Below are 22,204 nucleotides of genomic sequence, written 5' to 3' on the forward strand. Positions count from 1 at the left end.
GGGTGGGGGTGGGGCGGCGGTTCATTGGGATTTTTCCTCGGTGCTGATGGCGGCGGCCTGCAGCTGCTCTCGGGCCAGCTCCGTCAAGGCGCACAGCGGGATCGAGATCCAGTCGGGACGATGGGCGGCTTCATAGCTGACCTCGTAAGCGGCTTTTTCCAGCAATGCCAGTTTCAGCAAGGGCTCCTCCTGCGTGGCGGGCCGCGCAACGGCCGTGGTGGCGGCTTCGGCGTACCCCTGCAGGAACGCCTCGGCGGCCCGTGAGCCGAACCGCGCCAGCAAGGTGTCGCGCAGTTCCACTGGCGCGCCCGGCGCCGCGGTCGAATCGGCGGGGCCGGCATTGGCGTCCGTGGGCGCGCCGCCCAGGGGATCGCCACGCGCGATGGACGCGGCGGCGTAATCGAACGAACGCAGCATGCCGGCGACGTCTTTGTACGGGCTGGCCGCCTGCCGCCGCGCTTGCAAGGACTGGATGGGCTCGCCTTCGAAATCGATCAGGTAGGCGTCTGTTTGGGCCACCAGCACTTGCCCCAGATGGAAGTCGCCATGCACGCGGGTCAGCGGCGCGCCGGTCAGCGCCTGCGCCATGGCGCTGACTTGTTGGGTCAGGCGCGCGCGGTGCTCGAAGAACCACTGCGCGCAGGCGCGCGACGGCGCCTCCAGGGCAGGCAGCACCGCCCGCAGGTCTTCGGCCGTGCGGTCCAGCTGGGCGATGACCCGCGTGGCATGCGCGTCGGCATCTTCGGGCGTGGCCGTGCGCGGAGCGAAGGCAGGATCGTCGGACGGCTGGGCCAGGGCGTTGTGCAGCTCGGCCAGGCGACGCCCGATCGTGGCGGCCATGACGGCGTAGCCTTCCAGGCTGGCTTCGAATTCTTCGGGGCTGTCGCCCCCCAGCAGCGCGGCGCCCAGCGTGCGCTTCAGGTAGTCCAGCGTCCAGGTCCAGGCGTCGCCTTCGTTGGTCACGAAGGCGTGCAGCACGGCCAGCGTATGCGGAACATTGTCGGCATCCACGCGCTGCACTTCGCCCAGCAGCGCGGGAATGTTGGCGTAGCCGGCGCGGGTCAGATGACGCGTCATTTCAACTTCGGCCGACACGCCGGGCTGCACATTGCGTATCAGCTTGAGGATCGCCTGCCCGCCAAGGATGACCGAACTGTTGGATTGTTCTCCGCTGATCCATTGCAGCGCGGGGTCTTCGCCAAGGTCCAGCGCCGTCAGGCCCGGTTCCGGCAGATAGCGGATGACGCCGGGCTTGTCGCCCGGCTTGCCGCCGTCGCGGCCGTCCAGCTCGCGCCCGGCGCGCAAGGCGTCGATCACGCCCAGCACAAAGCCCGGTTGCAGGAAGGCATCGGCAAGCGTGCCGACTTCGGCGCCCCGGCGCACGCGTGCGATGGGGTATTGGACTTGGGCCGTTTCGTCCCATACCAGCACGAAGGGGGCCTGGGCGCGCCAGCCGTCGACGCCGTCTTCAGGCTGTACTTCGGCCCAGTAGTACTCGCCGCCCGCCCCGGTGAAGGGCGTGGCGTAGGCCAGCCGGACCCGGGCGGGCGCGTGCGTGCCGGGAAACCAGCGCTGGCGCGCCAGGTATTCGGGCAACACTTCATTTTCCAGCGTGACGCGCGAGGCGTCGGTCAGCGCGGCGCCGCCGCGCGATTTCAGTACCAGCGTTGTCAGCTCGGGCATCTGCGCCGGGCCGCTGGCGTGCCAGCCGGGCGGGGCGGCGTCGGCGCTCAGGTCCATCCAGTAGAAGCCATACGGCGGCAACGTCAGCAGATAGGGCAGTTCGCCGATGGCGGGGAAAGGCGTGCCGCCCAGCATCTCGACGGGTACCCGTCCATTGAAGGCCTGCAACGGTAATTCCACCGGTTGCGCGGCGTTCGACAGGTTTGCCACGCACAGGATGATGGTGTCGTTCCACTGGCGCAGATAGGCCAGGATCTTGCGATTGCCGGCCAGGATGAAGCGTAGCGACCCCCGCCCGAAGGCGTGCGTCTGGCGGCGCTGCGCCAACATGCGGCGCGTCCAGTTCAGCAGGGAATGCGGGTCGCGCTGCTGCGCTTCCACGTTGACGGCCTCGTAGCCATAGAGCGGCCCCATCAGCACCGGCAGCGGCAGGCGTTCGGGGTCTGCGCGCGAAAATCCGCCGTTGCGGTCGGGCGACCATTGCATGGGCGTGCGCACGCCGTCGCGGTCGCCCAGGTGCACGTTGTCGCCCATGCCCAGTTCGTCGCCGTAGTACAGCACCGGCGTGCCCGGCATCGACAGCAACAGGCTGTTCATCAGTTCGACCCGGCGGCGGTCGCGTTCCAGCAAGGGCGCGAGCCGGCGGCGGATGCCCAGGTTGATGCGCGCGCGCGGATCGGCGGCATACACGCTCCACAAGTAGTCGCGTTCGCGGCTGGTCACCATTTCCAGCGTCAACTCGTCGTGGTTGCGCAGGAAGATGGCCCATTGGCAGGTGGTCGGAATGTCGGGCGTCTGGCGGATGATGTCGGTGATGGGAAACCGATCTTCTTGCGCGATCGCCATGTACATGCGCGGCATCAGCGGAAAATGGAACGACATATGGCATTCGTCGCCCGCGCCGAAATACTCCTGGGCATCCTCGGGCCATTGGTTGGCCTCCGCCAGCAACAGGCGGCCCGGGTATTCGGCGTCGATCACCGCGCGTATCTGCTTTAGCACCTGGTGCGTCTCGGGCAGGTTTTCGTTGTTGGTGCCTTCGCGTTCCACCAGATACGGCACGGCGTCCAGCCGCAGCCCGTCCACGCCCATGTCCAGCCAGTGCCGCATGACGGACAGCACCTCCTTCAGGACCTGAGGGTTGTCGTAGTTCAGGTCGGGTTGATGCGAATAGAAGCGGTGCCAGAAATACGCCTGGGCCTCGGGGTCCCAGGTCCAATTCGACTTTTCGGTGTCGCAGAAGATGATGCGGGTGCCGGCGTAGGCTTTGTCGTTGTCCGACCAGACATAGAAATTGCGCGCCGCCGAGCCCGGACGCGACGTGCGGGCGCGCTGAAACCACCGATGCTGGTCCGAGGTGTGGTTCACGACCAGTTCGGTGATCACGCGCAGGCCCCGGGCGTGCGCCTCGCGAATCAGCTTGCGCACGTCGGCCACGGTGCCGTAGTCGGGGTGCACGCCCCGGTAGTCGGCGATGTCGTAGCCGTCGTCGCGCCGGGGCGACGGGTAGAACGGCAGCAGCCAGATCGTGTTCACGCCCAGGCTGGCGATGTAGTCCAGCTTCATGATGAGGCCGGGCACGTCTCCCACCCCGTCGTCATTCGAATCGAAGAACGACTTCACATGCAACTGGTAGATGACCGCGTCCTTATACCAAAGGCCGTCGTCCTTGAGGGGCTGGGTTTCACTGATCATGTTCTTGGGCTCCGGGCGGCGTCAGCCATGCAGCGACAAGCGCCAGACGCGATAGGGTTGGTCGGGCGACAGCGTCACGGCGCGCGCCGCGCCGCGCCAGGTGTCGCGGCTGTCCGTCAGCAGGTCTTCGGCGGTCAACTGCGTCGCGCCGGCCTGCACCGCGCCGGCATGCACCGCGCCGGCATGCGCCGCGACCTCCGCGCCCCGTTCCGCGAACCGCCACAACGGCGGCTCCAGGTACGCGGTCTGCGGGTTGAACGGATCCAGGCTGACCACCGTCAGCACGACATTGCCCAGACCGGGCGTGGCCTTCAAGAAGGCCAGCACGCGATCATTCCCGCTGGCGACCGCGGTCAGCCCGCGGTGCGTTTGCAGCGCGGGATTGGCGCGGCGGATCTGATTCAGGCGGGCGATTTCGGCGCGGATATTGCCGGCCTGGCGCCAGTCGCGCGGACGCAGCTCGTATTTCTCGGAATCCAGGTATTCCTCCTTGCCGGGCACGGCGGCGGCCTCGCACAGCTCGAATCCGCTATAGACGCCCCACAGGCCGGCTCCCATCGCGGCCAGCGCTGCGCGGATCAGGAAGCCGGCGCGGCCCGAGGTCTGCAGGAACAGCGGGTTGATGTCGGGCGTGTTGACGAAGAAATGCGGGCGGAAGAAATCGGCCGGCGGCGGCCGCGAAACTTCTTCCAGATAGGCCTGCAGTTCGGCCTTTTCGTTGCGCCACGTGAAATAGGTGTAGGACTGCGTGAAGCCCACCTTGGCCAACCGGTACATCATCTTCGGGCGCGTGAACGCTTCGGACAGGAACAGCACGTCGGGATGCTGGCCATGCACTTCGGCGATCAGCCATTGCCAGAACGGCAGCGGCTTGGTGTGCGGATTGTCCACCCGGAAAATGCGCACGCCATGGTCGACCCAGAACAGCACCACGTCACGGAGCGCGCGCCACAACGAGAGCTTGCGGGTGCGACGCGGCGGCGGGCCGTAGAACGAGACGTTGACGATGTCTTCATACTTCTTGGGCGGATTCTCGGCGTAGCGCAGCGACCCGTCCGGACGCCACGAGAACCAGTCGGGGTGCGCCTGCAGCCAGGGATGGTCGGGCGAACACTGGATGGCGAAATCCAGCGCCACTTCCATGCCGTGGCCATGCGCCGCCTCCACCAGCCGCAGAAAGTCCGGCAGCGTGCCCAGCTTGGGGTCGATGGCGTCGTGGCCGCCTTCGGCCGCGCCGATGGCGTAGGGGCTGCCGACATCGTCCGGGCCGGCGGTCAGGCTGTTGTTGGGGCCTTTCCGGTTGCGCCGCCCGATGGGATGAATGGGCGGCATGTAAAGCACGTCGAACCCCATTTCCTGGATGTCGGGCAGCCGCGCGATGACGTCGTCGAAGGTGCCGTGGCGGCCGGGTTCGCGCGCCTGCGACCGGGGAAACAGTTCATACCACGCGCCGTGGGCCGCTTGCGGGCGGTCGACCCATACCGGATACCGCGTGGCGGTCACGGATTCAAACGGATGCGCGTCCAGTTCGCGCATGGCGTGGGCCAGGCCGGCGCCCAGCAACAGGGCGACCTGCTCATCCGTCGGCGCGGCGTCGGCGGGCACGTCCGGCAGCGCCTTCAGCACGCGCTTGATTTCGGCCGCGCCATCGCTTGCGGAGGGGAGGCGGCTGGCGCGCCTGTCGGCGTCGCGCAGCAATTGCAGACCCTCGGCGATTTCCAGGCCCAACGCGCGGCCGGCCCGATGCTTGACTTCGAGGTCGTGGCGGAACGTTTCCCAGGCGTCGAACCATGCGGCGACCTGGAACTCGTGCGGCCCGATGCGGCGCGGGCGAAAGCTGGCTTGCCAGCGGTCGTTGGCGATCAGTTGCAGGGGTACGCGGCGCCAGTTCGGCTCGTCGGCCGCGCGCCACCGCAATTCGGCGCCGATGCGATCGTGGCCGTCCATCACCAGATCCGCCTGCACGGTGACGCGTTCGTGGACCACGCATTTGACCGGGAGCGCGCCGTCGTCCACGGCGGGAGAGACGCTTTCGATGGCGATGCGCAAACCGGCGCCGCCTTCCGTGCGGGGGCCGGGGTGGCGAGAGGCTTCGCGCACGGGCGGCATCGGCGTGATCGCCATCACCGCGTAGCCGGCGGGGGCCAGGGCATCGCCATCCGGCATTGGCATTCCGGCGTCCGGGTGCGGCGCGATGTCGCCAGGCGGCAGGCAGGACGCCACGGCATCCCAATCGATCCGGGCCAGCGCCGAATCGGCGGGATTCAAGGCAAGGATCGCGGTTGCGCCTTCCGCGGCGTCGCGCAGCACCAGCGTCGCGCGGCCGTCACGGCCGCCCAGCACATGGGGCCGGCCCGTTTGCAACGGCAGTGCGCCAAGCCATTGGTTGATCTGCCGCGCCGGGCCGGGCGAATCGACATCCGCTTCGTCGGCCAGCCAGCCGTTGGCGGTAAAGGCGGCAGCCCAGGCGCGGCGGCCGTCGGCCGGCGGCACGGCCGCGGACGCCGAGCCATCCAAGGGCGAGACGCAGGCCAGGACGGGGGCGACTTTCTCCAGCCGCGCGGCCTCTTCCGCCAGCCAACCCGACTTGTAGTCCCACCAGGCTAGCGACGAGAACACGCCGTCGAAGCCAGCGTTGCGCAACGCCTCCAGTTGCGGCGGGCTCATGCCGGGCGTCCAGGCCACGCAGGGCGGTTGCGTCGCGTGCCGCCGCAAGGGGGCCAACAGTTCCTGCCACGCCACGGCGGGCAGGCACTGCGGGGCCTCGAACAGGAAGCCCGTCACCCCGGCGTCGGCCCAGCGCGCAAGCCGCGCGCCCCACGAGGCCGTGAAGCCGTCGGGCGGGCCGTCGTTCAGCGCCATCAGCCCCCAATCGCTGACAGGCAGGCGGGGGTCCCGCGCCGGGTCTTCGGGGTGCGCGCGGTACCAGCCCGGCGGCGCGGTGCCGGGGCTGGCATCCACCGAGACGCGGTCGAACATTACGCGGACCCACAACGCCAGCTCGTGATTCGCGGCCGCCTGCGCCAGCCGCGACAATCTGTCCGTGATCGGCTCTGTCTGGTTCGACGCCGGGCTCAGGTCGGCGTCGACGGGCGCCAGCGAAGGCGCGCCGGCGGGCCGCAACCAGGGCGGCGCGATCAGCACGGCATCGAACCCCGCCTGGCGAATGCGCGACAGCCTGGTGTCCCACTCGGCGTCGCCTTCCACCGGCGCACCGTCCGGAAAGCCTCGACTCGCATGGCAGATGCGCAGCGGGGTATGGGGGGCCGGGGTAAGGGGGACGGTGGCGGTCATGCGGTTGCGCCTCGCTTATAGGGGCATCGGCATGGAACCGCGCGCCTGCCGTGTTCGCCGGTGCCCCGCCTGGGATGCTTGGGACGCCTCGGACGCCTGGGCCGGCGCGGGCACGGCGGCGGCGTCTTCGACGGTGGAATCCCCGGCCAGGGCCTGGATAAGCTGTTCATACGGACCGACGGCGCGCTGCCAGCTGAAATCCCGGGTCATGCCGTTGCGTTGCATCGCCCGCCACAGCGTCGGGTGCCGGCGCAAGTGCATCGCGCGGGACAGCGCGTCCGCCATGGCGTCCGGGCTGTCCCCATCGAACAACAGGCCATTGGCGAACGCCATGGCGGTAAGCGGCGCGTCGGCGCCCGGGTCTTCAATGGTGTCGGCCATGCCGCCGACGCGCGACCCGATGGGCACGGTGCCGTAGCGCATGGCGTAAAGCGGGGTGAGTCCGAACGGCTCGAAGCGGCTGCCATGCAGCAGGATGTCGCCCCCGGCATGCAGCCGGTGCGCGCCGGTCTCGTTGTAGCCAATGCGCGTGGCGCAGCGCTTCGGGTATCGGGTGGCCAGCGACGCCAGCGCGTTTTCCAGGCGCCGGTCGCCCTGGCCCAAGATGGCCACCTGCATGTCGGCATGGGCATCCAGCACACGGGGCAGCGCCTCGGCGGCCACGTCCGCCATCTTCTGTTCGGTCAGGCGGCTGCCAAGCACCACCAGCGTGGCCTGGGCGTCCGGCAGCAGGTCGAACTCGCGCTGCAGGACGGTCTTGCACAGACGCTTGTTCGCCAAGTCCCCAGCGTGGTAGCGCAACGGCCCCAGTTGCGGGTCGCGGGCGGGGTCCCACAGGGCCGTGTCGATGCCGTTGGGAATCGCCATCAGGTCCGCGGCGCGCTCGCGCAGCAGGCCATCCAGCCCGCAACCGAATGCCGGGGTCAGGATCTCGCGGGCATAGGTGCGGCTGACGGTCGTCAGGTGGTCGGCGTGGCGGATGCCTGCCTTCATGAAGTTCAGTTTGTCCCAGGCGATCATCGCGTCTTCGCTGCGGCACGCGGGAGGAATGCCCAGGGCCGGGGCGTCCTCAAGGGGGAATTGCCCTTGGAAAGCCAGGTTGTGGATCGTCAGCACGCTTTTGACGTCCTGGACGCCCGCTTCGCGCAACAGCAACGGCGTCAGCGCCGCGTGCCAGTCATGCGCATGCACCACGGTGGGGCGGGGCAGGCCGGGCAATCCCTGCGCGACCCGCACGGCGGCATGGCACAAGGCGGCGTAGCGCACCCCGTTATCCGCGTGTTCCTGGCCGTCGTCGTTCATGTACAGGCCGGCGCGGTCATAAAGCGCGTCGTTCTCCAGCAGCAGGAAGGACAGCTCGGAGGCGGGGCACACGCCAGCCAGCAGTCGGGCGTCGCCTCCTGGCAGGTCGTCCAGCCTGGCCACTTCACGCGCGCCCGCCAGGCGGCGCGTCACGCCGCGATACGCGGGCAGCAGGATGGTCGCGGCGATGCCGCGTTCGGACAGCGCCCGCGCCATGCCGGTGATGGCGTCCCCAAGCCCGCCTGTCTTGGCAAGGGGGAATGCTTCGGCAGCCACTATGAGTATTGTCGTCGTCGCCATGCTTGTTGCTCCGGGGAGAGTCGGAGGGCCACTGAAAAAGGGGGCCCGATTCCGTAAGCCTTTCAATGCGCAAGAGGCGTGCCCGCGTCGCCGCCACAATGGCGCGCCGCCCGGGGCCGGGGCGCCGGGTGTCGTTGTTGCTGACTTTTGTAAAACTGGGAGCGGCGCACCATTTCCCCTGGAAACGGCGCTGCCAGGCATGGCGGTTGCGGCGCGCTGGGGTTCCCGACAACCATGGCAAGGAGCGTCAACTTGAAAACCGTTTCCGATTTTGTGCTCGCCCGGTTGGGCGAATGGGGCGTGCAACGCGTGTTTGGCTATCCCGGCGACGGGATCAACGGGTTGATCGGCGCGTTCGGGAAAAACAAGGACCTGGAGTTCATCCAGACGCGCCACGAGGAAGGCGCGGCGTTCATGGCCTGCGCCCACGCCAAGTTCACCGGGCAGGTCGGCGTGTGCCTGGCGACGTCCGGCCCCGGGGCCATCCATTTGCTCAACGGCCTGTACGACGCGAAGCTGGACCATCAGCCGGTGGTGGCCATCGTGGGCCAGCAGGCGCGCAGCGCGCTAGGGGGCGACTATCAACAGGAAGTCGACCTGGTGAACTTGTTCAAGGACGTGGCGCACGACTTCGTGCACATGGTGACGTCGCCCCTGCAGGTGCGCCATATGGTGGACCGCGCCATGCGTATCGCGATGGAGCGGCGCGGCGTGACCTGCCTGATCTTTCCGAACGACGTGCAGGACCTGGAGGCCGTGGAGGCGCCGCCCCGCGAGCATGGCACGGTGCATACCGGCATCGGCCTGACGTCGCACGCCGCCGTGCCGCCGGAGGCGGCGCTGGACAATGCCGCGGCGATCCTGAACCGGGGCGAACGCGTGGCGATGCTGGTGGGCGCGGGCGCGCTCGAGGCGGGCGAAGCGGTGCAGGCGGTGGCCGACCGGTTGGGCGCGGGCGTGGCCAAAGCCCTGCTGGGCAAGGCGGTGGTGCCGGACGAACTGCCTTACGTGACGGGGGCCATCGGCCTGCTGGGCACGCAACCCAGTTGGGAAATGATGAATGAATGCGACACGTTGTTGATGGTCGGCACATCGTTTCCCTATGCCGAATTCCTGCCGAAAGAGGGGCAGGCCCGGGCCGTGCAGATCGACGTCGATGGGCGCAAGCTCAGCCTGCGCTATCCGGTCGAAGCCGGCCTGGTGGGCGATGCGCGCCTGACCTTGCAGGCGTTGCTGCCCCGGCTCGAACCGAAGGCGTCCGACCGTTGGCGCAAGGGGATCGAAAAACGCGTGGCGCGCTGGCGCGAGACGGTGGCGGCGCGCGCCATGGTCCAGGCCAATGGCATCAATCCCCAACGTCCGTTCCTGGAATTGTCGCGGCGGCTGCCGGCGCAGTGCATCGTCACCTGCGATTCCGGCACGGCCGCCAACTGGTATGCGCGCGACGTGCAATTGCGCGACGGCATGATGGGATCGGTGTCGGGCGGATTGGCCAGCATGGGTTGCGGGGTGCCATACGCGCTGGCGGCCAAATTGGCGCATCCGGGGCGGCCGGTGGTCGCGCTGGTGGGGGACGGCGCGATGCAGATGCTGGGTATCAATGAACTGATCACGATTGCGCATCGTTGGAAAGATTGGTCCAACCCGACGCTGGTGGTGCTGGTGCTGAATAACGGCGACTTGAACCTGGTGACGTGGGAACAACGCGTCATGGGCGGCGATCCGCGGTTTGGCGACTCGCAATGGCTGCCGCCGTTTTCGTATGCCGACTACGGCCGCATGCTGGGCCTTGAGGGCATCCGGGTGACCGAACCGGACGAGATCGGCCCCGCGTGGGACCGCGCGCTTGCCGCCGGCCGGCCTGCCGTGCTCGAAATGGTCACCGACCCCGAAGTGCCGCCGATGCCGCCGCATATCTCGTTGAAACAGGTCGGCGCGTACATGACCGCGCTGCGCAAAGAGGGCGCAACCACGGGCGGCGCGGCCTTGCGCGCCACGATCAAGCAGTGGTGGGCAAGTTGACCGGCCTTGCGGCACGGCGCTTGCGGAGGAGGGGATTCCTGCCACAAGAACGCGGGGCGAAAGCCCGGCAAAGGAGATAGACCATGGAAACTCAAACCAACATCGTGGGCGGCCCCAAGAGCGACCCGAGCGGCCCGGGGCCGCAGGTCATGGCGGCGGACACGCTGGAAGGCAATGATGTGTACAACTCCGCCGGCGAGGAGTTGGGATCGATCAAGGACATCATGATCGATGTGCCGCGTGGCCGCGTGGCGTATGCCGTGCTGTCGCGCGGCGGTGTGCTTGGCATCGGCGACAAGCTCTTCGCCATTCCCTGGGGCGCCTTGACGCTGGACACGGACCGCAAGTGCTTCGTCCTGAACGTCGACAAGGAAACGCTGAAGAACGCGCCGGGCTTCGATAAGGACAACTGGCCCAGCATGGCGGACGAAACGTGGGCGCGCAGCCTGCATACTTATTACAAGCAAGACATCTATTGGTAAGCCGCGGCGCCGGGCCGCACGGCCCGGCGTGCCTCAAGGCGCCGGCCGCGGATCTCCCATCCGCGCGCCGGTCACCATTTCCGTGACCCAGTTGACCAGGATCGACGTATACGCCCGCTGCGAGGATTTTTCCGTCAGGGCGTGGTCGGCGCCATCAATGATGCGGTGGGTCAACGAATGCGACCGCCGGAACGCGGAGCGGTAGCTCATGATGGTGGAATGCGGGATGAAGGTGTCGTGTTCGGCCTCCACGATCAGCACGTCGCCGGAAAATTCCGCGCAGGCTTTCAACGCGCGATTCGACTCTGGCGGCACGTAAGTGTTGCGGTAGGCGCGCAACACGTCGCGGTTCAACTGGTTCTTGGGCAGTAGCCATTCGTCGTCCCTGTATAGGGCGGGCACATGCAGCGCCAGCCAGCGCACGCGCCGCAGGCCGCTCAGCAGCGCGGCCAGGTAGCCGCCGTAGCTACTGCCCACCACCGCGACGGAACCCGAGTCCAGTGACGGGTGCGCGGCCAGGCGGTCGTAGGCCGCCATCGCATCGCGCAGATTGTCTTCGCGGGTCACTTGCAGTTGCTGTTGGCGGGTGGCGGCATGGCCGCGCAGGTCGAAGGTCAGGCACACGCACCCCAACGCCGCGATCCCCTTGGCGCGCGACAGGTCGAATTCCTGGCTGCCGCCCCAACCGTGAATGAACAGCACTCCGGGCACCTTGTCTTCCGGCGTCAGGAACGTGCCATCAAGCACCTGGCCGTCGACCGATAGCGCGATGGGATCGCTATGCGCCGCCATCGGCATCCTCCAGTACGCCGCCTGATTTGCTGATATGGCCGACGGCGGAGTCCTTCCCATGAAAGACCAGATGCTGCGGGATCGGCCGCGGCTGGTTCTCGCCGTACCGTTCGCGGGTGGCGGCGCGGACGGTGGCCAGCGAGGGCGACAACGCAAAGGCCTGCATTGCCGCCAGTTCGGCCAGGCTTGCGCCGCCCGCCCGCCAGGATTGTTCAAGAACGCCGGCGCGCGTTTGTCCCGAGGCGTCGCGTCCGAACGCGATGTCGTAATTGCGGCGCGACGCGAACAGCTCGGGGTAGGCCGTGGACACCGCGGTGTCGTAGCGGCAGGCCAGGTCTACCGCCTGGCGCTCCCTGGGGGCAAGGTCCAGGGCGCGCAAGGCGTCGAAGCCGCCCCGCGCCAGCCGCAGCTCAGAGCCGCCGTAGACCGATACGCCCCCGTTGTCAGGGGTCAGGGATTGCGTGCCGACGTACGAGATCTCCATCTTTCCGACGCGGGACCAGCCCACGCTGTAGGTGGCGACGTCTTCCAGATCTTCCTCCAGCACCAGTCCCAGCCTGCGCATGGCCATGACGGACTGGTTCGCCAGTGCCGCGTGCAACTCGGCCGCGTTGCGCACGACCACTTGGCCGCGCCCCGCCGTGCCATCGGGTGGCTTGATGCGTAGCGGCCCGCGTTTCAGCAGCCGCATGCCTGCGGTCTCCGCGTCTTGCGGCGTGAAGGCGGTGTATCCCGTCAGCACCACGTCGCGCAGTGTTTCAGCCAGGCCGGCGACCCAGGCTTTAGGCGCCTTGGAATGCGGGTCCGGCAACCCGTGGGTGATGGATTTCCCCGCGACGAAGGAATGCGGGGCAACGCCGCCATACAGATCGGCGGCGCGAGTGATGCCCAACCGCGCGGCAAGGACCAGGCCGATGATCGTCCGGTCGGGCACGTAGTAGGGCGGCGGCGCATCTCGATAGAGGCTGGGCCGGTAGCCCGGCTCGAAGCGGCGCCCCAGCAATGCGGCCAGGCGCGAGGCCAGGGCTTCCTGTGACGCGATTTCATGTTCCGACGCGTTGGCGCGGCGGGGATAGGCGACCACCAGGTCGGACTCGGATGGGGACGGGTGTTTTGTCATGGCCGCCATAGCAGCAAGCGGCGTGCCCGGCCCCGCTACAGGGAAGGTTTCCCGTGGCCTGGCACGCTTGCATTCGCATGGCGCTTGCGCCACGCAATGCGGGCCTCCATCAAGGGGAATGCGGCCAATGCCAGGCACATGGGTGCCAGCGCATAGCAGGCCCGGTACGCCAGGGCGGCGCCCAGCACCTCGGAGTACGGCAATTTGGGCGACAGCACGGCAATGAAGATCGCTTCCGTGGTGCCCAGCCCGCCCGGCACGCGCGTCAGCACCGCTGCGAAGCTGGCGCTGAGCAAAATGCCCAACACGACGGGATAGGGCGCCTTGCCTTGCAACAGCACATACGCCACGGCGCCCATGAACATCCATGACAGGCCGGCGAACAGACATTGCAACACCGCCATGCGTGCCCGCGGCAATGTGACGTGCTGCCCGATCCAGGTAACCGAACGCCGGCGCGCGCGGGCGCATGCCCACACATAGCCGGCGCCCGCGGCCAGCATGGCGGCGCCCATCAGCCGAAGCACGCCGCTACCCACATCCCAGCCCTCGGGCACGGGCATGGCGCCACTGACGAACACCGTGCCGGCCACCCAGGCATAGCCGATCCAGTTGGACGCCGCGGCGAACAGGGCGACGCGGGTGGCGACCGCCTTGCGGCATCCCAATCGGGCATACAGGCGCAGGCGCGCGCCCAGGCCCCCCACCAGCACCCCCAGGCTAAGGTTCAGCGCATAGCTCACGATCGCCACGCCCAGGACGGTCGGCATCGGCAGCTTGTGGCCGGTGTAGCGGCGGCCCAGCAAGTCCAGCACGCCATAACTCAGGTAGCCAAGCACCGTCAGGCCGCCGGCCAGCAACAGGGCGTCGCGGGGAATGCGGCGCATGGCTTGCCACACTTGCGGCCAGTCGACCGAGCGCCCGAAATAGAAGAGCAGCCCGGCCACCAGGGCAAGGATCAGCCAGGGCAGCACCTTCTTGATGCGCGGCCAGCGGTGGCGCAAGGAACGCATGAAGTTCGTTCGGAACACTCTCATGCCGCCTCGCCTTCGCCGGGAGCGGCGGGTTTGATGGTCTGAAGCTTGGGCTTGTGGGCAGGCAGCGCGCCGGCCCAGGCCGGAAAGCGCCGCAGGAAGTGAAACACCACCACGCCCACCCAGAAACGCCGCAGCACCCGCGTGGGCTTGGGGCTCATCGGCACCCGCTTGCAGTCCTGTTCGATCAGGTGGTCCAGGCTGTCGCGCAGCGCCCGGTTAAGCGACGTGTCGCGGGCCACGACGTTTGCCTCCAGGTTCAGCGCCAGGCTCAAGGGGTCAAGGTTGCTGGACCCGACGGTGCACCAGTCGTCGTCCACGCAAGCCACCTTGCCATGCAGCGGCCGTTTGCAATATTCGAAGATCTCGACGCCCGCGCTCATCAGGTAGTCATAGAGCATCGAGGCGGCCAGCCGCGCCACCAGCACGTCGGGTTCGCCTTGAAGCAGCAGGCGCACCCGCACGCCTCGGCGCGCGGCGCTGATCAGGTCGCGCAGCAGGCGATAGCCGGGGAAGAAATAGGCGTTGGCGATCAGCACGTCGTGTTTGGCCGAACGCAGGCCGGCGCGGTAATAGCGTTCGATGTCGGTGGTATGGGCCTGGTTGTCGCGCACGACCAGCCGCCCCCCGCCGTCGCCGTCGGGCACCGATGCCGCCGCCCGCCGCCGCCAACGGCGCGGCGCATTCCGTTTCAGCGCCGCCCGGGCGTAGTCGGCGATATCCGCAGCCAGCGGCCCATCCACCTGCACCGCGTAGTCCTGCTTGGCCTGCGGACCGAAGTCGGGCAGGTGGTCGGCCGAGAAATTAATGCCGCCCACCAAGGCGCATCGGCCGTCCACGGCCACGGTCTTGCGGTGCATGCGGCGGAACACGTTGGTGCGAATGCCCAGCAGCCGGGGCCGCGGGTCGAAAATGTGGAAGCGCACGCCGCTTTCCGTCATGGCGCCGATGAACTCGTCCGTCAGTTCGTCGGACCCGTACCCATCCACCAGCACGTCCACGCTGACGCCGCGCCGGGCGGCGGCGATCAGCGTCTGCTGCAGCGCCTGGCCCACCTTGTCGTCGAACAGAATGAACGTTTCGACCAGCACTTCGCGGGTGGCCGAATCGATGGCGCGGCGGACGGCGGGGAAGTAGGCCTCGCCGTTCTCCAGCAGCGTATAGCGATTGCCTTCCCGCCACCCCAGATCAACGGTCGTCATAGCGCGATCTCCGCCGAAATGGGTACGTGGTCGGACAGCCGCGACCAGACTCGGGACGCCAGCGGCACCGGCCGCCAGTCGCGCACATTGCGCACGTAGATCCTGTCCAGCCGCAGCCACGGCCATCGCGCGGGGAAGGTGCGAGCGGGCCGGCCCACGCGCGTGGTGAAGACTTCCTGCGTGCCGCAACTGGCCATCAGGCGGTCGGCGGTAAGCCGCCAATCATTGAAGTCGCCGGCAATCAGCAACGGTTCGTCGGCCGGCACGTCGCGTCCAACCAGTTCGCACAGCCGGTTCAATTGCTGCCCGCGGTGCCGTTCCCGCAGACCCAGGTGCACGCAAATCGCATGCACCGGCGCGCTTCCCGGGACGCGCAGCACGCAGTGGAGCAGGCCGCGGCCTTCGTGTCCGTCCACGCTGACGTCATGGTTCTCGTATCGGTCAATCGGGTAGCGCGACAGGATCGCGTTGCCGTGATGCCCTGCGGGATAGACGGCGTTGCGCCCGTAGGCAAAATCGGACCACAGCGTGTCGGCCAGAAATTCGTATTGCGACAGTGCCGGCCACGCGGCCGGGTGCCGTTCGGCGTGTGCCTGATGTTCGCCCAGCACCTCTTGCAGGAACACCACGTCGGGCGCGGCGCCGCGCAACGCAGCGCGCAGGTCGTGCAGCATGAAGCGCCGGTTGAAACTCGTGAATCCCTTGTGGGTGTTGACGGTAAGTACCGTTAACACCCGAGGGGAATCGTCGGTCGGGGCAGGCATGGACTCTCCGTAGGCGGAAAACCCACATCAGGCGCAATTAGCGTGCCCGGGGTGCCCCGACGCCGCTCGCGAGGGGTGATCGCCCCGATGCCGACGCCGCTGGCGGGGCGCAATGGTGCGGAAAAGCCGGTACGCCCGGCAGAATTTTCCGGTGTCTTACGAATTGCAACAAAGCGGCCACTGCCGTGTTTTTTGTTTGAAGGCCGCGCGCCACACTGATGTGCCGTTCGCCGCCGCGAACGTGGCAATCGGTAATAAAAAGCATTATCATGCCGCTTCGCCTAGAACTCACCCCATGTCATCCTCACGGTCCCGTCCACACGGCTTTCTTGCCTATTACGAAGAACTGCTCGCCGTCTGGACCCGTAAGCTGGGATGCCGCGACGCCGCCCAGGACTTGACCCATGACGCCTTCGTGAAATGCCTGGAGGCCGGTTCCGCCCATGTCGAACAGCCGCGCGCCTATCTGCACCAGGCGGCGCGCAATACGGCTATCGACAGCTTTCGCCGGGAAGGCGGGCAGGAGTGGGTGCCGCTTGATACCATAGCGGCCCATCCCAGCGCGCTGGGCGACCCTGTGGCGCAGGCGCGCACGCAGCAATTGGGGCAGGCGCTGGAAACGGCGCTGGCCGAATTGCCGCTCAAGTGCCGCCAGGTCTTCATCTGGCAGCGTCTGGAAGGCCTGACCCAGGCCGAGATCGCCGAGCGCATGGGCCTGAGCAAAAACATGGTCGAAAAGTACATGATCCGCACCGCCTTGCATCTGCGCGAACGGCTGGGGGCTTATGCGCCCAGCTAGCGATGCCGCGCGCGCCGAAGCCGCCAAATGGTTTGCCCGGACACGATCCGGGGAACTGGACGCCGCGGGCCAGGCCGAGTGGCAGGCGTGGCTGGCGGCCGATCCCCGCCATGCCTATGAATACCGCGTGCTGGAATCCATCTGGCAAGCCGCCGCCGAGGTGCCGACGGACCGTCTGCGGGCGCTGGCCGAGCCGCGCCGGCGCGCGCGGTCATCGGGCCGGCGCCAGGTGCTGGCGCTTGGCATGACGGCGCTGGCGGTGGGGGCCGGCGTGCTGTTCTGGCAGCGGCAGCAGCCGCTGGCCGTGCAGACGGCCGAATACCGCACGGCGCCGGGAGAACGGCGAGTGGTGGCGTTGCCGGACGGATCCAGTGCCGAATTGAATAGCCGTACCCATGTGAAGCTGCGGTTCAGCGCCGACGCAAGGCAGGTCGAACTGCTGGAAGGCGAGGCGCTCTTCTCGGTCGGCAAGGACGCCCGGCGTCCGTTCGTGGTGGATGCCGGCCTGGCCACCGCCACGGTGACGGGCACTCGTTTCGATGTCCGCCGGGATGCGCAGGAAGTGCGCGTCCTGGTCGAATCCGGTTCGGTCCGGGTGGCCGGGCGGCAAGATGACGCTGCCAGTGCGGTCTCGGTCACTCCGGGGCTGGGTGCCCGCGTTACCGCGTCGGGCAAGGTCGAGCCGCCGCAGACGACGCCCGTGGCGTCGGCGCTGGCCTGGCGCGCGGGGCAGATCGTCTTCAGCGACACCGATCTGGCCAGCGCGGTGCGCGAGGTGTCGCGCTACCGCGCGCAGGCGGTGGTGCTGGGCGGCGACAAAGGCGTGGCCGACCTGCGCCTGACCAGCGTGTTCCGCATCGACGACACCGACGCCTTCCTGACCGCGTTGCCGCACATCCTGCCGGTGACGGTGCGCAAGTTGCCCGACGGACGCGCTGAAGTCGTGGCCCGTTAAGGCGGCGATCCACACGCCTTGAAAAATATTTCGGTCGGGCATTCAGGTTTTTTTCCGCTTTCGCGTCTTCTCTCTTAACGCGGGGCACATCCGGCCAGGGGGCCGGAGACCGCCCGACTCAGGAGAGGATGAAGTGGATCGCAATAAGAACAAGCGCGCGCAGCCGATGGGCGGCCGGATCCGGGCCGTTAGCGCGGCGGTGCTGATCGCCTTGGGGGCGCCTGCCGCGTGGGCCGCGTCGCCGCCGGTTGCGGTGGACGTGCCGGCCCAGCCGCTGGACGGCGCGCTTAAAACGCTGGCGCAGCAGCATGGCCTGCAGATCTTCTACACCCCGCAAGCGGTGGCAGGCATCCAGGCGCCGGCCGTGTCCGGCACGATGACGCCCGACCAGGCGCTTGATGCCTTGCTGCGCGGCACGCCGCTGCGTGCCCGCCACGAAGGCAGCGCCATCATTCTTGAACCCGCCGGCGCTGCCGGCGCGGCCGCCCCGACGGTGCTCGCGCCGATCGAAGTCAGCGCCTCGCGCATGGCCAGCAACCTGGTCAGCCCGGTGCAGCAGACCATCGTGCTGGAACGCGACAGCCTGCAGGAACTGCGCACGGGGTCCGACAGCCTGGCAACGGTGCTGTCGAAGGTCGTGCCGGGCATGGCCGATTCCAGCCGCACGATGACCGACTATGGCCAGACACTGCGCGGTCGCGGCATCCTGGTGCTGGTGGACGGCATTCCGCTGAACACCAACCGCGATTCGTCGCGCAATTTGGCCAACATCGACCCGGCCATCATCGAGCGGGTCGAAGTGTTGCGCGGCAGCAGCTCGATCTACGGCGCGGGCGCCACGGGCGGGATCGTCTCGGTCACCACGCGGCCGGCAGGCGGCGAACCGGTGTCCGAAACCACGCTGACCGCCGTGTCGCCCCTGAGCCGCTTGCGCGCCGATGGCCTTGGCGGCCAATTGCAGCAGCATTTCGCGGGCAGCCAGGGCAAACTGGACTACGCGCTGGATCTGGGCGCGCGCCACAACGGCGCCTCCTACGACGCGCAGGGCCGCCGCATCGCCTCCGAGCCCAGCCAGGGCGACCTGTTCGACTCCAACATCTACAGTCTGGGCGGCAAGCTCGGCTTGCGCATCGACGACGATCAGCGCGTGCAACTGTCGGCCAGCTATTACAACGCCGACCAGGACAGCGATTACGGGTCGGACCCGTCGGTGGCCCGCCTGCCGCCGGGCACGGCGCGCGCCTTGCCGCTGGACGGCCTGGTGCTGGCCGACCAGAACCAGATCCGCAATACCCTCGTGAACCTGGAATACCAGCATCAGAACCTGTGGGGCAGCAAGCTGTCGGCCCAGGTCTATTACCGCGACTACTACACGCGCTTCACGCCGTTCGACGCCCGCGCCGTGGTGACGCGGGGCGGCAACGTGGACCAGGCCATGCAGAATTCCAAGGTGATGGGCAGCCGCCTGACGATCGACACGCCACTGGGCGATTCCGACAAGACCCGCCTGTTGTGGGGTGCGGACTTCAACCAGGAACGTAGCGACATGCCGATCGACATTTTCGATCCGACCGCCTTCGACGGCAGTGGCGGCCGCGTATTCCGCAAGACGGGCACGCTGACCTACATGCCGGAACTGACCACCCGCAGCACGGGTATCTTTGGCCAGCTGGAACATCGCATCAACGACCAATGGTCAGGGCAGGGCGGCGTGCGCTACGAATATTCGTCCGCGCGTTTCAATGATTTCGTGCCGCTGTCGCAGTCGCGGGTGCCGTCGCCGGCGACCGTGCAGGGCGGCACCGTGAACTACGACGCCTTGCTGTTCAACCTGGGCCTGAGCTACGAGCCGGTGCGCGGGCAAGAGTTCTACACGTCGTTCAGCCAGGGCTTCCAGTTGCCCGACATCGGCGTGCAGATGCGCAACGCGCGTCCGGGCTTCGACATCGGCTCGTCGGACCTGGAACCCGTCAAGACTAACAATTACGAGCTGGGCTGGCGCGGCGGCCTGGGCAACACGACGGCGTCGCTGGCCGTGTTCTACACGACCTCGAAGCTGGGCGATGTGCAGAGTTTCAACAATGGCCTGATCCTGACCCGCACCAAGGAACGCGTGTACGGCGTGGAAGCGGCCGCCGACTATCTGACGGACGACGAACGCTGGGGCGCGGGCGGCACGTTCACATGGATGAAGGGGCAGGAGCAGCCGGAGGGTGGTGAATGGCGCAACATGACGGGGTATCGCATCCCGCCGGTCAAGGTGACGGGCTACGTGCAATACCGGCCGAACGAGCGCTGGAGCAACCGCCTGCAGGCCAACTACTACGCCAGCAAGGACTACCGCCTGGATGGCGTCGCCAGCTTCGGCCGGCGCGAGGTCAATAGCTATTTCACGGTGGACGTCATGAGCCGCTACCAGTTCACCAAGAAGGACACGGTGACGGTCGGCATCGAAAACCTGTTCAACCGTGAGTACTACCCGCTGTACAGCCAACTGATGCGCAGCGGCACCAACACCAGCCGTCTTCCGGCGGCCGGCACGGTGCTGACGTTGACGTACCAGCACCGCTGGTAAGCGCTAAGGCGCGCGCGCGGCACGGCGCACACCCGAACGCTAAGGAAGCAGGTATAAAAAACGGATTCTGAATCTGCAAAAGCCGTGTTGTATTGCGGTTTGCGCGGGGTCACAATCGAATTCCATTCCAGGAGAACCTGCATCATGACGATTGCACCTCAGCCTTTGGACGCGCGCGTCGTTCAGGCCTTGTCCGGCATCACCACCGCCACCTTGACCACCGTGCTGCTCAAGAAAGGGCTGCGCAACGTGTGGCTGCGCGGGGCGCGGCCGCTGGCGCCGGGTGCCAGGCGGATCGTGGGGCGCGCGTTCACGCTGCGCTTCGTGCCGGCCCGCGAGGATCTGGCCACGCCGGCCTCGTGGGCGTCGCCCATTTCAACGCGGGCCGCGATTGAAGACATGCCCGAAGGCTGCATCGCCGTGGTCGACGCGATGGGCGTGACGGATGCCGGCATCTTCGGCGACATTCTCTGCGCGCGGATGCACAAGCGCGGCGTGGCCGCGCTGGTGACGGACGGCGTAGTCCGTGACCTGGAAGGCGTCGAGGGCACCGGCCTGCCGGTGTGGTGCAGCGGGGCGGCGGCGCCGCCGTCGGTTGCCGGGCTGACCTTCGTGGGCTGGCAGGAACCTGTCGGTTGCGGCGGCGTCGCGGTATTTCCGAATGATGTGATCGTGCTGGACCGCGACGGCGCGGTGCTGATCCCGGCCGCCATATTGGACGAAGTCGTGGACATCGCCATCGAGCAGGAACGGCTGGAAGGCTGGATCATGCAGCAGGTCGAGGCAGGGGAAAAGTTGCCCGGGCTGTATCCGCCGAATCAGGAAAACCAGGCCCGGTATCAGGCCTGGCGTGCCAAGCAGGGCGCAATGCCCAATTAGTAGGAGTTGCCGCCGCGGATATTGCCCGCGACGCCGCCCGCCACGCCGCCGATGGCGGCTCCCGTCCAGGCGCTGCCGCCAGCGATGGCGGCAATGCCCGCGCCCGCCGCGGCGCCAATGGCCGCGCCCGACACGGTGCCTTGCTGCTTCGGCGACATGTTCGTGCAGGCAGCAAGCGTCCCGATCGCGACGCTGATGACAATCGATCGAATAAGCTTCATGACGGCTCCTTCAAGGCTTGCGCTTGGCGCCGGGGACGACGATCTCGAACCACAGGGTCTCGATCACGGGGCGGTCCAGCTTGGTGGGGTTCGCGGCGTACCAACGGTCCAGGCCGTCGCGCACCGAATCCAGCGTGTGGGATTGCAGGCCGGCCGTGAACCGGGGAACCAGCGTCTGGGTGTCGTTCAGCTTGCGCCGTTCCTGGTAGGCGCGTTCGACTTGCAGCAGGTTGGCGATTCCCAGCAGGTAGGCTTTCTTATGGCTGGCGTCTGATTCCGTCCATTGCTTGCCGGTAATGATGGGCGCTGGGTCGGCGGTCTGGGCGACGCCTGGCGGGGTGAACAGCAGAGACAGCGCAAGGGCTGCCGGGCCTAACAGGTGTTTCACTTTCATCGCAACGCTCCTCGCGGGCTTAAAAGATAAAAAACGACCTTTCGACGCCGCGTTGGACGGGCAGGGTGCCCGGGCCAAAACGGGTCTGCTCAATTTATGCCCGAAAGAAGGCATCCGCAAGCAGAATGCGTTGGCCGTCGGCCGCAAGGCGGCGGGTAGAATTCCAGCTTCGCGCCGGAATCCGCCGGCGTGCTGGATTGGGCCCATGCGCACCGGACTTTCCTGTCGCTCCCCTCGTACCGCGTTCGCCGCCGATATCGGGCGGCTGTTGCTCCTGCTGTTGCTGGTGGTGCGGGCCTGGGTGCCGGTTGGCTATATGCCGGATATCGACGCGCTCCGGCAAGGCCGGCTGGCGCTGGGGTTTTGCGCGGCAGGCGGCGGCTTGCCGCCGGTGCTGCGGGCGCCGGCCGCCCAGATGGACGCGCACCACGGCCACCACGGGGATCATGGCGGCGGCGCGCCCGGCGACCATGGCGCGGCCGGACAGGAATGCCCGTTTGGCCTGAGCGCGCATCAGGTGCTGGATGTGCCGCCGATGATGGCGGTGGCGCCGGTGCTGTTGCGCTGGCTCGCGCAGACGCCTGCGCAGGTTGATAGTCCGCGTCCGGCCATGCCGGCCGCCGGCCCGCCACTGGGATCGCGCGCCCCGCCTTCGATACTCGAATGACCCCTGTCGACGTGCGCGCATCGC

At 67.7% G+C, this 22,204-nt stretch carries 17 protein-coding genes; 7 read left to right on the forward strand and 10 right to left on the reverse strand.

Annotated elements, in window-relative coordinates:
• Positions 1-21: 21 nt before the first annotated feature.
• From treS to glgA, 3 genes are read right to left on the reverse strand one after another with little or no spacing between them, the layout of a single operon-like run.
• Entirely contained in the window at positions 22-3,378 is a 3,357-nt protein-coding gene (gene treS / locus CQ050_RS23110; RefSeq protein WP_105559157.1) for a maltose alpha-D-glucosyltransferase, read from the reverse strand.
• 21 nt (positions 3,379-3,399) lie between these two features.
• Entirely contained in the window at positions 3,400-6,672 is a 3,273-nt protein-coding gene (locus CQ050_RS23115) for an alpha-1,4-glucan--maltose-1-phosphate maltosyltransferase (RefSeq protein WP_105559158.1), read from the reverse strand.
• A 15-nt stretch (positions 6,673-6,687) separates the two neighbouring features.
• Positions 6,688-8,274, reverse strand: a complete 1,587-nt coding sequence (glgA, locus tag CQ050_RS23120) for a glycogen synthase GlgA (protein WP_105559159.1) — start codon at positions 8,272-8,274, stop codon at positions 6,688-6,690.
• Between the two features lie 252 nt (positions 8,275-8,526).
• On the opposite strand from glgA, the gene CQ050_RS23125 reads away from it, so the two are divergent.
• Together CQ050_RS23125 and CQ050_RS23130 are read left to right on the forward strand one after the other, a co-directional pair.
• On the forward strand, positions 8,527-10,296 hold the full coding sequence (locus tag CQ050_RS23125; RefSeq protein ID WP_105559160.1) for a thiamine pyrophosphate-requiring protein: 1,770 nt from the start codon (positions 8,527-8,529) through the stop codon (positions 10,294-10,296).
• A gap of 83 nt (positions 10,297-10,379) precedes the next feature.
• Positions 10,380-10,778, forward strand: a complete 399-nt coding sequence (locus CQ050_RS23130; protein WP_105559161.1) for a PRC-barrel domain-containing protein — start codon at positions 10,380-10,382, stop codon at positions 10,776-10,778.
• Positions 10,779-10,811: 33 nt separating this feature from the next.
• Here the strand turns inward: CQ050_RS23130 and CQ050_RS23135 are convergent, their stop codons facing one another.
• From CQ050_RS23135 to CQ050_RS23155, 5 genes are read right to left on the reverse strand one after another with little or no spacing between them, the layout of a single operon-like run.
• Positions 10,812-11,570 (reverse strand): S9 family peptidase, encoded by a 759-nt coding sequence (locus CQ050_RS23135; protein WP_105559162.1) that lies wholly within the window; start codon positions 11,568-11,570, stop codon positions 10,812-10,814.
• Positions 11,557-12,690, reverse strand: a complete 1,134-nt coding sequence (locus tag CQ050_RS23140; protein WP_105559238.1) for a DUF3182 family protein — start codon at positions 12,688-12,690, stop codon at positions 11,557-11,559. Before CQ050_RS23140 ends, CQ050_RS23135 begins: the two co-directional genes overlap by 14 nt.
• 35 nt (positions 12,691-12,725) lie before the next feature.
• Positions 12,726-13,727, reverse strand: coding sequence for a lysylphosphatidylglycerol synthase domain-containing protein (locus CQ050_RS23145; RefSeq protein WP_105559163.1), 1,002 nt, complete (start codon positions 13,725-13,727; stop codon positions 12,726-12,728).
• Positions 13,724-14,926, reverse strand: a complete 1,203-nt coding sequence (gene clsB / locus CQ050_RS23150; protein WP_105559164.1) for a cardiolipin synthase ClsB — start codon at positions 14,924-14,926, stop codon at positions 13,724-13,726. The genes CQ050_RS23145 and clsB overlap by 4 nt, the downstream gene beginning before the upstream one ends.
• Entirely contained in the window at positions 14,923-15,690 is a 768-nt protein-coding gene (locus CQ050_RS23155) for an endonuclease/exonuclease/phosphatase family protein (protein WP_105559165.1), read from the reverse strand. The genes clsB and CQ050_RS23155 overlap by 4 nt, the downstream gene beginning before the upstream one ends.
• Before the next feature lie 295 nt (positions 15,691-15,985).
• Here CQ050_RS23155 and CQ050_RS23160 point away from each other — a divergent pair, with 295 nt between their 5' ends.
• The 4 genes from CQ050_RS23160 (at position 15,986) to CQ050_RS23175 (ending at position 20,898) form a co-directional block, all read left to right on the forward strand.
• On the forward strand, positions 15,986-16,489 hold the full coding sequence (locus tag CQ050_RS23160) for a sigma-70 family RNA polymerase sigma factor (protein ID WP_105559166.1): 504 nt from the start codon (positions 15,986-15,988) through the stop codon (positions 16,487-16,489).
• The gene (locus CQ050_RS23165) at positions 16,476-17,444 is read left to right on the forward strand and encodes a FecR family protein (protein WP_105559167.1); all 969 of its coding nucleotides are present in this window, start codon (positions 16,476-16,478) and stop codon (positions 17,442-17,444) included. Before CQ050_RS23160 ends, CQ050_RS23165 begins: the two co-directional genes overlap by 14 nt.
• Before the next feature lie 166 nt (positions 17,445-17,610).
• Positions 17,611-20,019, forward strand: coding sequence for a TonB-dependent receptor (locus CQ050_RS23170; protein WP_199196910.1), 2,409 nt, complete (start codon positions 17,611-17,613; stop codon positions 20,017-20,019).
• 144 nt (positions 20,020-20,163) lie between these two features.
• A complete protein-coding gene (locus CQ050_RS23175; RefSeq protein ID WP_105559168.1) occupies positions 20,164-20,898 on the forward strand; it encodes a ribonuclease activity regulator RraA in 735 nt (244 codons plus the stop codon).
• On the opposite strand, the gene CQ050_RS23180 is transcribed toward CQ050_RS23175, so the two are convergent.
• Positions 20,895-21,119: a YMGG-like glycine zipper-containing protein gene (locus CQ050_RS23180; protein WP_105559169.1), complete on the reverse strand. Its 225-nt coding sequence runs from the start codon at positions 21,117-21,119 to the stop codon at positions 20,895-20,897. The genes CQ050_RS23175 and CQ050_RS23180 overlap by 4 nt on opposite strands.
• Before the next feature lie 10 nt (positions 21,120-21,129).
• Positions 21,130-21,513 (reverse strand): hypothetical protein, encoded by a 384-nt coding sequence (locus CQ050_RS23185; protein ID WP_105559170.1) that lies wholly within the window; start codon positions 21,511-21,513, stop codon positions 21,130-21,132.
• 205 nt (positions 21,514-21,718) lie between these two features.
• On the opposite strand from CQ050_RS23185, the gene CQ050_RS30905 reads away from it, so the two are divergent.
• On the forward strand, positions 21,719-22,180 hold the full coding sequence (locus CQ050_RS30905) for a DUF2946 family protein (RefSeq protein ID WP_105559171.1): 462 nt from the start codon (positions 21,719-21,721) through the stop codon (positions 22,178-22,180).
• Positions 22,181-22,204 lie beyond the last annotated feature (24 nt).

This window comes from Achromobacter sp. MYb9, assembly GCF_002975275.1.
GTDB lineage: Bacteria > Pseudomonadota > Gammaproteobacteria > Burkholderiales > Burkholderiaceae_B > Achromobacter.

Excerpts from the sequence above, each read along its gene's own strand:
- treS (WP_105559157.1), bottom strand. The coding sequence starts at position 3,378 with ATGATCAGTGAAACCCAGCCCCTCAAGGACGACGGCCTTTGGTATAAG.
- CQ050_RS23115 (WP_105559158.1), bottom strand. The coding sequence starts at position 6,672 with ATGACCGCCACCGTCCCCCTTACCCCGGCCCCCCATACCCCGCTGCGC.
- glgA (WP_105559159.1), bottom strand. The coding sequence starts at position 8,274 with ATGGCGACGACGACAATACTCATAGTGGCTGCCGAAGCATTCCCCCTT.
- CQ050_RS23130 (WP_105559161.1), top strand. The coding sequence starts at position 10,380 with ATGGAAACTCAAACCAACATCGTGGGCGGCCCCAAGAGCGACCCGAGC.
- CQ050_RS23135 (WP_105559162.1), bottom strand. The coding sequence starts at position 11,570 with ATGGCGGCGCATAGCGATCCCATCGCGCTATCGGTCGACGGCCAGGTG.
- CQ050_RS23140 (WP_105559238.1), bottom strand. The coding sequence starts at position 12,690 with ATGACAAAACACCCGTCCCCATCCGAGTCCGACCTGGTGGTCGCCTAT.
- CQ050_RS23145 (WP_105559163.1), bottom strand. The coding sequence starts at position 13,727 with ATGAGAGTGTTCCGAACGAACTTCATGCGTTCCTTGCGCCACCGCTGG.
- clsB (WP_105559164.1), bottom strand. The coding sequence starts at position 14,926 with ATGACGACCGTTGATCTGGGGTGGCGGGAAGGCAATCGCTATACGCTG.
- CQ050_RS23155 (WP_105559165.1), bottom strand. The coding sequence starts at position 15,690 with ATGCCTGCCCCGACCGACGATTCCCCTCGGGTGTTAACGGTACTTACC.
- CQ050_RS23160 (WP_105559166.1), top strand. The coding sequence starts at position 15,986 with ATGTCATCCTCACGGTCCCGTCCACACGGCTTTCTTGCCTATTACGAA.
- CQ050_RS23165 (WP_105559167.1), top strand. The coding sequence starts at position 16,476 with ATGCGCCCAGCTAGCGATGCCGCGCGCGCCGAAGCCGCCAAATGGTTT.
- CQ050_RS23170 (WP_199196910.1), top strand. The coding sequence starts at position 17,611 with ATGGGCGGCCGGATCCGGGCCGTTAGCGCGGCGGTGCTGATCGCCTTG.
- CQ050_RS23175 (WP_105559168.1), top strand. The coding sequence starts at position 20,164 with ATGACGATTGCACCTCAGCCTTTGGACGCGCGCGTCGTTCAGGCCTTG.
- CQ050_RS23180 (WP_105559169.1), bottom strand. The coding sequence starts at position 21,119 with ATGAAGCTTATTCGATCGATTGTCATCAGCGTCGCGATCGGGACGCTT.
- CQ050_RS23185 (WP_105559170.1), bottom strand. The coding sequence starts at position 21,513 with ATGAAAGTGAAACACCTGTTAGGCCCGGCAGCCCTTGCGCTGTCTCTG.
- CQ050_RS30905 (WP_105559171.1), top strand. The coding sequence starts at position 21,719 with ATGCGCACCGGACTTTCCTGTCGCTCCCCTCGTACCGCGTTCGCCGCC.